The sequence below is a fragment of the Luteimonas sp. S4-F44 genome (genome assembly GCF_022637415.1).
Classification (GTDB): Bacteria; Pseudomonadota; Gammaproteobacteria; order Xanthomonadales; family Xanthomonadaceae; genus Luteimonas.
In genome coordinates, this window is record NZ_CP093340.1 from 2,132,258 (window position 1) to 2,145,175 (window position 12,918).

At 69.8% G+C, this 12,918-nt stretch carries 11 protein-coding genes; 1 reads left to right on the plus strand and 10 read right to left on the minus strand.

What is annotated here, in order from left to right; genetic code table 11:
- Positions 1-256: 256 nt before the first annotated feature.
- The 8 genes from MNO14_RS09800 to MNO14_RS09835 form a co-directional block, all read right to left on the minus strand.
- Complete coding sequence (locus MNO14_RS09800) at positions 257-1,816, minus strand: leucyl aminopeptidase (RefSeq protein WP_241943576.1); 1,560 nt, start codon at positions 1,814-1,816, stop codon at positions 257-259.
- A gap of 108 nt (positions 1,817-1,924) precedes the next feature.
- Positions 1,925-2,140, minus strand: coding sequence for a hypothetical protein (locus tag MNO14_RS09805; protein WP_241943577.1), 216 nt, complete (start codon positions 2,138-2,140; stop codon positions 1,925-1,927).
- A gap of 123 nt (positions 2,141-2,263) precedes the next feature.
- Positions 2,264-2,629: a DUF6164 family protein gene (locus tag MNO14_RS09810; RefSeq protein WP_241943578.1), complete on the minus strand. Its 366-nt coding sequence runs from the start codon at positions 2,627-2,629 to the stop codon at positions 2,264-2,266.
- A 67-nt stretch (positions 2,630-2,696) separates the two neighbouring features.
- On the minus strand, positions 2,697-3,320 hold the full coding sequence (locus tag MNO14_RS09815) for a hypothetical protein (RefSeq protein WP_241943579.1): 624 nt from the start codon (positions 3,318-3,320) through the stop codon (positions 2,697-2,699).
- Complete coding sequence (locus MNO14_RS09820) at positions 3,317-3,781, minus strand: DMT family transporter (protein ID WP_241943580.1); 465 nt, start codon at positions 3,779-3,781, stop codon at positions 3,317-3,319. The genes MNO14_RS09815 and MNO14_RS09820 overlap by 4 nt, the downstream gene beginning before the upstream one ends.
- A 29-nt stretch (positions 3,782-3,810) precedes the next feature.
- Positions 3,811-5,115, minus strand: coding sequence for an MFS transporter (locus MNO14_RS09825; RefSeq protein ID WP_241943581.1), 1,305 nt, complete (start codon positions 5,113-5,115; stop codon positions 3,811-3,813).
- A 157-nt stretch (positions 5,116-5,272) separates the two neighbouring features.
- The gene (locus MNO14_RS09830) at positions 5,273-7,489 is read right to left on the minus strand and encodes a TonB-dependent siderophore receptor (RefSeq protein WP_241943582.1); all 2,217 of its coding nucleotides are present in this window, start codon (positions 7,487-7,489) and stop codon (positions 5,273-5,275) included.
- 389 nt (positions 7,490-7,878) lie between these two features.
- Positions 7,879-9,087 carry an MFS transporter gene (locus tag MNO14_RS09835; RefSeq protein WP_241943583.1) on the minus strand — a complete coding sequence of 403 codons (1,209 nt, stop codon included), beginning with the start codon at positions 9,085-9,087 and terminating at the stop codon, positions 7,879-7,881.
- Positions 9,088-9,215: 128 nt separating this feature from the next.
- On the opposite strand from MNO14_RS09835, the gene MNO14_RS09840 reads away from it, so the two are divergent.
- Positions 9,216-9,821, plus strand: coding sequence for a TetR/AcrR family transcriptional regulator (locus MNO14_RS09840; protein ID WP_241943584.1), 606 nt, complete (start codon positions 9,216-9,218; stop codon positions 9,819-9,821).
- Positions 9,822-9,918: 97 nt separating this feature from the next.
- Here MNO14_RS09840 and MNO14_RS09845 read toward each other — a convergent pair whose 3' ends face one another.
- Both MNO14_RS09845 and MNO14_RS09850 read right to left on the minus strand, forming a co-directional pair.
- Positions 9,919-10,377 carry a PA2169 family four-helix-bundle protein gene (locus MNO14_RS09845; RefSeq protein ID WP_241943585.1) on the minus strand — a complete coding sequence of 153 codons (459 nt, stop codon included), beginning with the start codon at positions 10,375-10,377 and terminating at the stop codon, positions 9,919-9,921.
- Between the two features lie 359 nt (positions 10,378-10,736).
- Complete coding sequence (locus MNO14_RS09850; RefSeq protein WP_241943586.1) at positions 10,737-12,782, minus strand: S9 family peptidase; 2,046 nt, start codon at positions 12,780-12,782, stop codon at positions 10,737-10,739.
- Positions 12,783-12,918: the final 136 nt, after the last annotated feature.

The window sequence follows — 12,918 nt, forward strand, 5'->3', positions numbered from 1 at the left end:
ATCTCGGGGGCGAGACGTTCCGCCAGCGGCCCCATGCCCCCACCCCAGCCCTCCCCCGCGCCGCGGGGGAGGGAGCGCGATCGCCGTGGCGCGCAGCGGCTGCAGGACCGGCCGTCTCCGCGTCGCGGAGCGGGAGTGTGATCGCCATGGCGCGTGATGGCTGTGGGACAGCCCCCCCGCTCCTTACGGGGAGCGCCAATCCTAGGACCCGGGGCCCAAGCCGCCAGTACAGAAACACCGAACGTGAGGCGCGAGCTCAGCGCTCGTAGTGCTGCCGCACCAAGCGGTCGAACAGACGCACACCGAAGGCCGAGGCGCCGGCCGGGGTTGTCGACAGTTCGTTGCCGTCGCGCCAGGCCATACCGGCGATGTCCAGATGCGCCCAGGCGCGGCCCGGATCGATCCACTCGCCGATGAAGTGCGCCGCCGTGCCCGAACCCGGGCGGCCGCCACCGTTGCGCAGGTCGGCGATCGGCGATTCGAGCAGCTTGCCGTAGCCCGGATGCATCGGCATGCGCCAGACCGGCTCACCGGCGGCCTGGCCGGCGGCGGTCAACTGTGCGGCCAGCGCATCGTCGCGGGTGAACAGGCCGGCGTAGTCGTTGCCCAGCGCGGTGACGATCGCGCCGGTCAGCGTGGCGATGTCGACGATCACCCGCGGGTTGTCCTGACGCTGGACGTACCACAGCGCATCGACCAGCACCATGCGCCCTTCCGCGTCGGTGCTGATGATCTCGTAGGTCTTGCCGGACGCGGTACGCACCACGTCGCCGGGGCGCGCGGCGGTCCCAGAGGGCATGTTTTCGGCCAGCGCGGCAACGGCCACGGCGTTGACCTTCGCGTTGCGACCGGCGAGCGCGAGCACGGCGCCGGTCGCGCTGGCCGCGCCGGTCATGTCGTACTTCATGCGCCACATGTTCTCGCTGCCCTTGATCGAGATGCCGCCGGTGTCGAAGGTGATGCCCTTGCCGACGAATGCGACCGGGGCCTCGCCGCGCGCACCCCCGTGGTAGCGCACGACCATCAGCCGCGGCGGCCGCACACTGCCCTGCCCCACGGCCAGCAGGCTGCCCATGCCCAGCTTCTCCATCGCCGGCACGTCGAGCACCTCGATGCTGACGTTCGGCTTGCCGGCGAACGCCTCGCGCGTCCGCGCGACGAACACCTCTGGATACAGCACATTGGCCGGCTCGGTGACGAGGTCGCGCGCGAACGCCACACCCTCGGCCACCGCCTTCCAGTCGCCGTCCCAGTGGCGCGCGGCCTCGGCGCCGGCCGGGCTGCGCACGACCAGCGTGCCGGTGCCGGCTGCCTCGCTATCGCCACTGCTGCGGTACTTGTCGAAGCGGTACTGGCCCAGCGCGGCGCCGAATGCGAGTTGCGCGGCCGCGCCCGGTTCGGCGCCCTCCCACAGCACATCGACCTGCGGCGCCCGGCTGCGCGCGGCGAACCGTCCGACGAGGCCACCGACGTCCTCGATCCGGCGCGCATCGGGCGTGCCCGCACCGGTCCCGACCAGCAGCACGCGGTCGTAGCCGGCGATGCCCGGCAGGTCGAGCTGGCTGTCTGCCTTGCCGCTGAAGCCCGCCGCAGCGATGGCTCGCGAGAGTGCACCCTGGCTGGCGGCGTCGATCCGCGCGAACGCACCGTCGCGCGCGGCGCCCTCGGTCACTTCCGGGACCGCCAGCACCAGCGTGCCGCCGGCCGGGGCCTGGGCGCTGTCGAAGCGGATGTCGCGCTGCGCGGCGGCAGGCAGGGCGAACGTGGCGATCAGGCTCGCGAGCAGCAGCGGCTGCAGCGGTCGGGGTCGGCGCATGGAATCTCCGGAAAGCGATGGACGGGCCCGCACGCGCGGGCAACCGTCGACCTTAACAATCCCGGCGCACTCGACGCCGTGCCGATGGTCATGTCGGCCGGACCGCGCTCACGCTTTCGGCGCGCCGTCCTTCGTGAGATGGCGGCTGGCCCACATGTTGTCGACGAGATTGGGATAACGCCGGCCGTGCTCGTCGGCACGCTGCTGCGCCGCGTCCTTCTGCGCTGTGCTCAGCCGACCGCGGGCGGCTCGCGGCTTCGGATTCGGCCGCGTCCAGGGCTTGGTCTTGGGCTTGGGCTGCGCGCGGGTCGGTGTGCCGGACATGGCGATGCGCTCATCGGGTGCGAAGAATCGCCCGTCCCCGTCCGCCGGCAGCGATGCCGGCCAGGACGACGACGGGACAGCACGAGCTTGCAGCGCGCCGCGTCGCCCCGGCATGACGCGGACTCAGCGCGAGAGCATGTAGCCGGGCACCGCCATCAGCCCGATCAGCACCACGATCGCGACAACGATCAGCACCACCCGCACCGGATCGGCCCGCACGATGTCGGCGAAGGTCTCGGCGGTCCCCTCGCGCTCGGCCTGCGCCTGCGCGGCGCGCGCCTGCGTCTGGCGCTTGGCCTGGTAGTCGGCCATCAACGCCTTGGCGCGCGGCAGGTCGTCGTTGTCGCGCAGCCAGATCCCGCCCTGCGAGATCCCGAACGGGCTGGGCCGGGTCTGGTACCAGTCGATGCGCGCCTCGTCGAGGAAGGCGCGCACCTCGGCGGCCTCGTCTTCGGGCACGTAGCGCAGGTTGAGCAACAGTTTGGCCATGGCGATCGGAGAAAACGGAGACGGCGGCGCCGCCGCAGCGGCAGCGTGCAGCGATGATAGCCCGGCCTCAGCGCTTGGTCGTCACCGCACGGCGCAGATTGCGGCGCGCCTGGGCATCGAGCCGGGCATGGAAGCCGTCGTCGAGATACAGCCGGTCGCGCGCCAGCAGCGACTTGAGAAAGCGTCGACGGTTGAGCGCGTAGAGCCAGCGCGGCACGTGGCGGTACTCGGACGCGATGCCGCGGTCATAGACATCGAATGCGGCCGGCTCGGCGCCGAGGATCGCCATGTCGCAGTCGAGAAACCGCCGGGTATCGTCACCGTGCGCATCGGGCGGGAAGTCGTTCGGCGCGAGACTGCCGTGGCGCGCGGTGAGCTCGATCAGTTCGATCACGCGCGCGACGTCGACGCCCGCCTCGGGCAGCCAACGCGCGATCGCGTCGGCCGCCAGCTGCGCCGAACGTGCCTCGTTGTCGCTGCGGCCGGCCTCGTAGATCGCATCGTGATAGAGCACCGCCAGCCACACCTCGATCGGCTGCGCCCAGCCCTCGCCCGCGGCGACGGCGTCGTAGTGGCGCAACAGTTCGGCCACATGCGCGAGGTTGTGATAGGCGCGCGGCGGTGTGGCGTAGGCGGTCTCCAACGCCGCCCGCATTGGCGGCGGCAACGCGATCGGGGCCGGCCGGGTCATGTCGCCACCCGCCACGGCCGCACCACCAGCAATGCGCCGATGCCCACCAACACCGCGCCGACCACCCGCATCGCATCGATCGGACGCGGCTGCGAGAGCACGCCGAAGTGATCGACCAGCAACGAGCCGACCAGTTGTCCGGCCACGATCAGACAGATCATCCCAGCCGCACCTAGCCGCGGCACCAGCAAGGTGCCGCTGTACACGAACACCGCGCCGATCAGCCCGCCCAGCCACAGCCACGGCGGCAACGCGGCGAGTTCACGCAACGTCGGCCAGGGCGTGCGGCTGGCGGCCAGCGCCAGCCCGAGCGCGCAGGTACCGACAGCGAACGAGACGAAGGACGCGAACAGCGCCCCATGGGTCAGCGCACCCAGGCGCGCATTGAGCAATGCCTGCAGCGGCAACGCCATGCCCACGACCGCGGCGAGCGCGATGCTGGACCACAGCCAGATGTTCATGCGGGACTCCGGCACGGCGGCGGATCAGTCTACGTGCCGCGGCCGGCGTCTGCGCGCGCGCCTGTGGCCGGGCGGTCGCGCGGCAAGGCCAGCAGTGCGCCCAGACTCAACAGCGCCGCCACCGCGAGGTAGGCGCCGACCGCCTGCAGGCCAAAGCGCCCGCCCAGCCACGTCGCCAGGTACGGCGCGAGCGAAGCGCCGAAGATACCGGCCAGATTGAACGCCAGCGATGCGCCGGTGTAACGCACGGTGGCGGGGAACAGTTCGGCCAACAGCGTGCCGACCGGGCCATAGGTCAGGCCCATCAGCGCCAGGCCGAGCATCAGGAATGCGAGCGTGGCGCCGGGGCTGCCGGCGACGAACAACGGCGCAAAGCCCAGCAGGCCGAACAGCGCGATCGCGATGCTGGCCAGGATCATCGTGCGACGACGGCCGACGCGGTCGGCATACAGCGCCGATACCGGAATCGTCACGGCGAAGCACAGCACGCCGACCAGTTGCAGCAGCAGGAACTGCTCGCGGGTGTAATCGAGCTGCGCAGTGCCCCAGCTCAGCGCGAAGACCGTCATCAGGTAGAACAGCACGAAGGTCGCCAGTGCCAGCAGCGTGCCCAGCAGCACACCGCGCCCGTGCCGCAGCAACACTTCGCGCATCGGCAAGCGCACCCGCGCATGGCGGTCGAGCACGCGCTGGAAGTCGGGCGTTTCGGTGATGCGCAGGCGCACCCACAGACCGACGAGTACCAGCAGGGCGCTGGCCAGGAACGGAATGCGCCAGCCCCAGGCCAGGAACGCGGACTCGTCCATCAGCCGGCCGAGCAGCAGGAAGGTGGAGGTCGACAGGAAGAAGCCCAGCGGCGCGCCGAGCTGCGGAAACATGCCGTACCAGGCGCGCTTGCCGGGTGGCGCATTCTCGGTCGCGAGCAACACCGCCCCGCCCCACTCGCCACCCAGGCCCAGGCCCTGGCCGAAGCGGCACAGCGCGAGCGCGATCGGCGCGGCGATGCCGATCTGCGCGTGCGTGGGCAACAGGCCGATGACGACGGTGGAGATGCCCATCGTCAGCAATGCGGCGACGAGCGTGGCCTTGCGGCCGATCCGGTCGCCGTAGTGGCCGAAGACCGCCGAGCCGATCGGGCGGGCGATGAACGCCAACGCGAACGTGGCCAGCGACTGCAGCGTGGCCGCGGCCGGATCGGCGTCGGGAAAGAACAACGCCGGAAACACCAACACAGCGGCGGTGGCGTAGATGTAGAAGTCGAAGAACTCGATGGTGGTGCCGATCAGGCTGGCGAACAGCACACGGCCTTTCGAGTTGGGCGGTGTCGGGGACATGGCATAGACGACGCGGGGGGAGCCGGCATTCTGGACACGACGGGCCGTGGCTTGCAAAGGGATGGGCTGCGCGGCAGCCCCTCCCCCCGCGTGCAGGGGAAGTCGACACGCGCGGCGTGTCGGGTCGGGGCGCGGGCCCGCCCGACACGCCACCCGATCAGAACGTCGTGCGCAGCGACAGCGTGACGTTGCGCGGTTCACCGTAGAAGTTGCCGCGGCCGGTGGCCGAGATACGGGTGTAGTAGACCTTGTCGAACAGGTTACCGACGTTCAGGCGCACGGTCAGATTGTCCCGCACCCGGTAACCCACCAGCGCATCGAACACGGCATAGCCGCCCTGCCGCACGACGGTCGGTACGGCCGTCTCCGCAATGCCGCCCTCCACCGGCGAATACCAGTTCACGCCCGCCCCCAACTGCAGCCCCGCCAGCACGCCGGTGGTCACGTCGTAGTGCGTGAACAGCTTCAGGCCATGCTTGGGCGAGATCCGCGTGAACGGCCGGTTCTCGTTGGTGGTGTCCTTCGCATAGGCGTTGGTGTTGTAGGCGTAGCCGCCGAAGATCGACCAGTTGTCGGTGATGCGACCGTTGGCTTCGAGTTCGACGCCCTTCGATTCCACCTCGCCCTCGGCGACGTAGAAGCCCTCGTTGTCGGGATCGGGCTGCGCGCGGCCGACCTGGTCGATGCGGTAGGCGGCCGCGCTGAGCAGCAGGCGACCGTCCATCAGCGCGCCCTTGACGCCGCCCTCCCACTGCTCGCCGCGCGAGGGATCGATCAACCGGCCGTCGGCGGTGCGACTCTCCTGCGGTTGCAGGCTCTCGACGTAGCTGCCATAGGCCGTCCACTGCGTGCTCAACGCGTAGGTCAGGCCGGCGAACGGCGTGACTTCCGACGGCATCCGGTTCTCGGTCCACGGCCCCAGGCGCACCGGCTGCGGATTGCTCAGGCTGGGACGGTCGCGGGTGAAGCCGTCGCGCTGTTCGATCTGCCACTGGCTCAGGCGCGCGCCGGCCAACAGGTGCAGGTACTCGCTCAGGCTCAGGTTGGCGTGGCCGTACACGCCCCACTGGCGGGTCTTGCTCAGGCCGCCGCTGTTGGGCTGGTAGGCCGGGCGCGGGATCGCGGTATCGGGGTTGAACACGTCGATGCGCGCAAACGCGCTGTCGCGCCACTCGACGTAGCTGTAGTCGCTCTTCTGCAGATCGGCGCCGATCAGCACATCATGTTCGCGGCCGAACAGGTCGAACGCACCGCCGACATTGACATCGACACTGGTCCAGCGCTCAGTGGTGTCGCCGTAGTAGGCGATCTGGCTGACCCAGCCGTTGTCCGGCCGGACCGCCCCGTTGCCGACATAGGCGTAGTAGTTCTCGGACTCGTCGCGGGCGCGCTGGAACGTGACCTTGGCGCGCCAGTCCTCGCCCAGGCGCCAGTCGAGTTCGGCGAAGCCGACGAGGCTCTGGCTGTCGAGTGCGTTCCAGTCGGCGCCCAGGTAGGTGGACCGGCGGACCGGCAGCAGACCGCCGCCCACGTAGCCCGGCAGGCCGGTCTGGATCGGCGCCAGATAATCCTGGTAATGCGCACCGACGGTCAGCGTGGCGGCATCGCCCAGGTCCAGCGAGGTCACGCCATAGGCGACATAGCGCTCGCGGCGGCCGACGTCGTAGAACATGTCCGATTCGTGCGCCGACGCGGCGAAGCGGCCGCGCAGTTGCCCACCCTCGACCAGCGGTCCGCCGACATCGATCTCGGCGCGGGTGTTGTCCCAACTGCCGGCCAGCAGCGCGCCGCTGGCGTGGAAGGTGTGTTGCGGGCGCTTGCGCACGAGGTTGATCGCGCCGCCGGGCTGCGCTGCGCCGGAGAACAGGCTCGAGGCACCGCGTAGGACTTCGACGCTCTCGTATACGGTCAGGTCCGGACGCGGCCCCGGATAGCCGGTCGAGGGCACGCCATCGATGAGATAGGTGCTGATGTTGAACCCGCGCGAGATGTAGGTCTGCCCCTCGGAGCTGACGCCCGTCACCGTGATGCCGGGCGTCTGCATCAACGCGTCTTCAAGCGTGTAGAGATTGCGCAGTTCGATCTGCTCGCGCGAGATCACCGAGATCGTCTGCGGGATGTCCTTCAGGTCCACCGCCTGCTTGATCCCGGCCGCGTAGCGCGTGCCGTGCACGTCCACCTGATCGAGCGAAGTAGCATCCGCGTACCGGCCGCTGTCGTTGTCCTCGGCCTGCGCAAACAGTGGCGCGGCCGCCACGAGCATCCCGAGCGCCAGCGCCAATGGGCGGCGGGCCGGCGGCGCAGTGGCGGCGACGGCGCAGCCGAGCACGAGAGACGTGGTGGGGCGGACAGGTCGAGCGGTACAACGGGACATGGGGGTTCCTTGGACGACGGGCAAAAGGCGGCACGCGTCGCGCGCCAAAGCGACGCGACGGGTGGCAGGGAGGGCTGGCCGGTGCGAGCGGTCTCGCACGGGTGGCGACTGCGGCGGATCAGCGCGGTATACGTGCGCCGATACGAGAATGATTATCGTTCGTTAACGAGCTGTCAACGTTTCACTTCACTTCTAAGCGAACCCGCGCACGTAAGCCGGCAATCCGTCCCTGACCTGCCCGGCCGGCTGCAGGCGATCCGATCGTTGGCCGACGACTCGCACTTCGGCGTGCGCACGTGGACATGGCGCGCCGCTCGCCCGCATCTGGGCCAGGTGCTGGAAGCCGACCCCGTGAACCGCGTCGCCCTCCGGGCGATTGCGTCCGCCCGTCAGACCATCTCGCCTGTCCGCGCATTGCATCCGCGCAGGCGGACGCTGCCCCACAGCGCGAACAGCAGCACCGCGGCGCCCGCCACCCATCCCATGGTAAATCCGGCGCGCGTGCCGCTGTGATCGACGACCTGCCCGGACGCCGCCGCCCCCAGCGCCACGCCGATATTCAAGCCGGCCAGCAGCCACGTCATGCCTTCGGTCAATCGATGCGCGGGCACCACCCGCTCGATCAACGACATGGCCACGATCATCGTGGGTGCGAAGAAGAGTCCGGCAACGAAGACCGCGCCAGCGAGTGCGCCGATGCTGTCGACCAGCAGCAACGGCAACGTCGTCGCGGCCGTCGCCAGCCCGCCTGCCAGCAGTTGCCGATGCAGCGGCATCGGCACGCGCACGGCACCGAACAGCAATCCGGCCAGGCAGGAGCCAAAGGCGTAGGCCGACAGCACCAGGCTCGCGGCAGCGGGTTGGCCCATCTGCCCGGCGAACGCCACGCTGACGATATCCACCGTGCCGACGATGACGCCCATCGTCAGCATCAGCAGCGCCAGCAACCGCACCTCAGTCAGGCGGATCACCGATGCCGAACGATCATCGCCGCACGCCTGCCCGGCGGCTGGCGGCTCGGTGCCGCGCTGCACGACCAGAGCCGCCGTGCCCAGGGCCAGCAACAGCGCCGTCGCCAGCAGCCCGGCCTGGGGCCAGACGACCACCGCTAGGCCCACCGACAGCGGCGGCCCGGCGATGAAGACGACCTCGTCGAGCACCGTTTCCAGCGAGTACGCGGTCTGCAGCCGCGGCTGCCCACGATAGATCGCCGTCCAGCGCGCCCGCACCATCGCCGACATGCTCGGCATGCAGCCGGCCAGCAGCGCGCCAGGAAACAGGGCCCAGTCGGCGACGGGCCAGTGGGCGCCTGCGATCAGCAGCGCGAAGCCGGCAACGCTGATCGCGGTCGCGACCGGCAAGACGCGGTGCTGCCCGTACTGGTCCACCCACCTCGAGATCTGCGGCGACAGCAGCGCATAGGTCAGCACGAACGTCGCCGACACCGCGCCCGCGAGCGCATAGCTGCCGCGCAGTTGCGCCAGCATGGTGATGATGCCGATGCCGGCCATCGGCAACGGGAGTCGGGCCAGCGCTCCGGCCAGCACCAGTCCCCGGGTGCCGGGCGCGGCGAACAGGTCGACATAGGGATTGCGCACACGGGCCTCCTGGATGCGCTTGCCGCGGCCGAGCGGCAGGCAGACAATACATACGTCTCGTATGAATCGAATCGTAGATTCATACGCTCCGTATGTAAACACTGCTGTGCAGTCTCGAGGAGATGGCGATGGCGCGCCGCACCCGCGCGGAGATGGAGAAAACCCGAGCGGCCTTGCTGGCCGCCGCCCGCGACGCGTTCGCCCGCCATGGCTATGCCGAGGCGTCGATGGATGCGCTCACCGCTCAGGCCGACCTCACCCGGGGCGCGCTGTACCACCACTTCGGCGACAAGCCGGGCCTGTTGGCCGCCGTGGTCGCGCAGATCGATGCCGAGATGGACGCGCGCCTGCACGCGCTCTCCGCGGCGGCCGACACGCCCTGGACCGGACTCACCAGCCGCTGCCGCGCCTATCTGGAAATGGCCCTGGAGCCGGAGATCCAGCAGGTGGTGCTGCGCGATGCCCGGGTCGTGCTGGGCGGCGCATCGGCACAATCGCAGCGCGCGTGCATCGCATCGATGCAGGGCCTGCTCGAATCGCTGATGGCACAGGGCGTCGTCGCCACGACCGACCCGCAGGCGCTGGCTGCGCTGCTCCACGGCAGCCTGACCGAGGCTGCGTTCTGGATCGCGACTGGCGACGACGACGACAAGGCGCGACTGGCACGGAGTCTCGACGCGCTGGACCTGCTGTTGCGCGGGCTGTTACGCGTCGACCAAGGGCCGAGGGTGTAAGCGCTTGCGAACGCTGGGCGCGGACACAAAAAAGCCCCGGCACAAACCGGGGCTTCGAAGCAACGCTGTCAGCCGGTCCTAGACACCGGCCGAGACATCAGCCGCGATCCTTGAGTTCCTTGAGCGCGTGCTTGCGGGTGCGCAGTTCGTCATGGGTCGCACGGACCTCCGGCAACAGGCGGGTCACGACATCGCGCGCGGCCGGCGGCGTGTCGGCATCGCGGGCGGCTTCATCGAACGCCTCGAGCAGGCGGTCTTCCGACTCTTCCAGCTCGGCGACATAACCGTACTCCTTGTCGCCGAACGCGGCGCGGACCTTGCCGTAGAACTGCTGCAGGGTGCCGACCATCGTGCCCGAAGTCTCCGGCTTGCCGCCGACGGCCTGCACCGCGGCGCTCAGGTCGGTCACCAGCTGCGACTTGTGCGCGGCAATGCGCGAAAACAGTGTCTTGAGTTCGGCGTGATCGACCTTCTGCGCCGCCTCCTCATAGAAATCCTTGCCGTCGCGGGCGATCGCGATGAGGTCGTTGAGCGTATGCGCGGACTTGTTGGTCATCTGGGTCTCCGATCGAATGAGGGGATGGCGCGGCGCGATCAGGGTCGCGGGCCGCATCGTCCAGGCGGGCAATGACTGCGCGTGGCCGTGGAGCGATGGGACCTACCCTAGCCACGCGCTGGGCAAGGACACGTGACGCGCGAGCGACGATCTTGTGAAAGCGCGGCGTCCGACATGCGCGTGCGCTGCGGCGATATCCCGACCGGGACTGCGCCCTCCCGTCACCTCGGGATAGCGCCGTATCGATACCTCGCGCGCACTGAGCTGATGCGACGGAGCGAGCGAGTCCTGCTGGAACGCCCCGCGCGTCGATTGCCCACCACCATGGCCCCGGCCGAGACACGGCCGGGGCCTGCGTCTCAGCCTGCGGCGTCGGCCTTCGGCAGTGCGTAATCGAGTTGGTAGGCCGGCGGCTCGCCGCCCGGTCCGGTCAGGTAGTGGGTCATCCACTGCACCAGGCGCAGCGAGTAGTCGTAGCGCGAGGCGCCGCGGCTGTTGCCATGGCCTTCGCCGGGGTACAGCACCAGGCGCACCGGCGCTTGGCCGGCCAGCTTGAGATACCGGTAGAGCATGTAGGACTGCATCACCGGCACGCGCGGGTCGGCCTCGCCGTGCAGGATCAGCGTCGGCGTGCGCGACTTCTGCGCGTGGGTAATCGGGCTGGCCTGGCGGTACATCTCCGGGCTCTCCCACGGCCAGGTCTGCATGTGCACCTGGTACTGCTCGCGCGGGATGTCGCCGGTGGTGACCAGGCTGGCCTGGTCGGAGATGCCGACGAACATCACCGAAGCCGCGAAACGCTCGCTGTAGTACGTGGCGCCCCAGGCGCTGGCGTAGCCGCCGTAGGAGCCTCCGGTGATGCCGACCTTGTCGCGGTCCACCAGGCCGATGTCGACCAGGTGATCCACGCCGTCGACCAGGTCGTCGAACTCCTCCATGCCCGGCCGACCGTGGTCGAGCTTGGAGAACGCCACGCCGCGGCCGGTGCTGGCGCGGTAGTTGGGGAAGAACGCGGCGAAGCCTTGCGCGGCCAGCGTCTGCGCCGGCTGCGCGTAGCTGTTGAGCCAACCGTTGACGTTGTGCGATTCGGGGCCGCCATGGACGACCACCACCAGCGGCACCCGGGCATTGCCCCGACGCTCGAGCGGATGCACCAGCAGGCCTTCGAGTTCCAGGCCATCGCGTGCGGTGTAGCGCACGACCTCCTGCTGGGCCAGACGCACGTCGGCGAGCCACGGGTTGCTGTCGGTCAACCGCCGCGGCTCGGCGCTGCCGGCCGCCAGGTGGAAGATCTCGGAAGGATGCGCCGGCGTGCTGCCGACCAAGGCGACGTCGCCATTGCGCGCCACGCTCAGGCCCATGTGCACGGGGCCTGCGGCTGGCAGCAGCGTGCGCTGGCCGCTGCCGTCCACGGCGATCTCGGCCAGCCGGCTCTGCACGCCTTCCTGGCTCAGGAACACCAGCGTCGACGCATCGCGCCATGCCACGTTCCAGACATGGCCTTCGAGCCCGGGCAGCAGGTCGCGCTGCGCGCCGCCGGTCTTGCCGAGCACGGTCAGCCGGCCTTCGCTCGGGTCGTTGGCATCGGCGGCCGAAATGATCGCCAGGTGCTCGCCGTCCGGGCTCCAGGCGATCTCGCCGAGCTTGCCGGGGTTGTCCACACGGCCCAGTTCGCGGCCTTCGAGCGAATAGATGCGCACGCGCGCGTCGACCATCATGTCGTCGGTGAGCTGGCGCGGGGCCACGACCACCGCGAGCCGGTCGCCGGCCGGGCTCCAGCGCACGGTGCGCACGCTGCCTTCGATGGCGAGCTTGCGCGGCGATGCGCTACTGCCCAGTTCGGCGATCCACACCTCGACCGGGCGCCAGTCCTCCTCGTAGACCTTCTGCGAGAAGCCCTGCTCGCGCAGCTGCTTGCGCGCCGCATCCTCGGGCTGCGCGGCCAGCAGCACAGCGCGACGGCCGTCGGGCGAGAGATCGAAGCTGCTGATGTCGCCGGTCAGATGCGCGACCGCGGTGGATTCGCCGCCACGCAGCGGAATCGTGTACAGCCGCCGGGTCGCGTCGCCTTCGCGCTTGCTCAGGTACGCGATCGACTGGCCATCGGGCAGCCAGCGCGGCGCGGACACATCCACTTGCCCAGTCACGAACCCACGGTCATGGCCCGCACGATCGACCACGTGCAGCTCGCTGCGCGCCGGACCATCGGGGTCTTTGCCCAATGTACGCGGCACCGACAGGACGTAGGCCACTTCGCTGCCGTCGGGGCTGATCGCGGCCTGATTCGCGGCCCGCGTCTGCGCCACCTGTTCGAGCGTCATGCCCGCGCTCTGGCGGGCGGCGACGGCCGGCGTCGCGGTCGCCAGCACCAACGCGCAGGCGATCCCCATGATCCAACGTTGCATTCGGGTTCCCCGATCGAAAGACAGCCCCGGACTTTGACCGGCTTGGGCAAGGGGCGCAACGACGCGCGGGCCAAGCGGCATCAAGACGCCAGGCGCAGCCGCGCCTGTGCGCCGACACGCGTGGGATGCTGCGCGA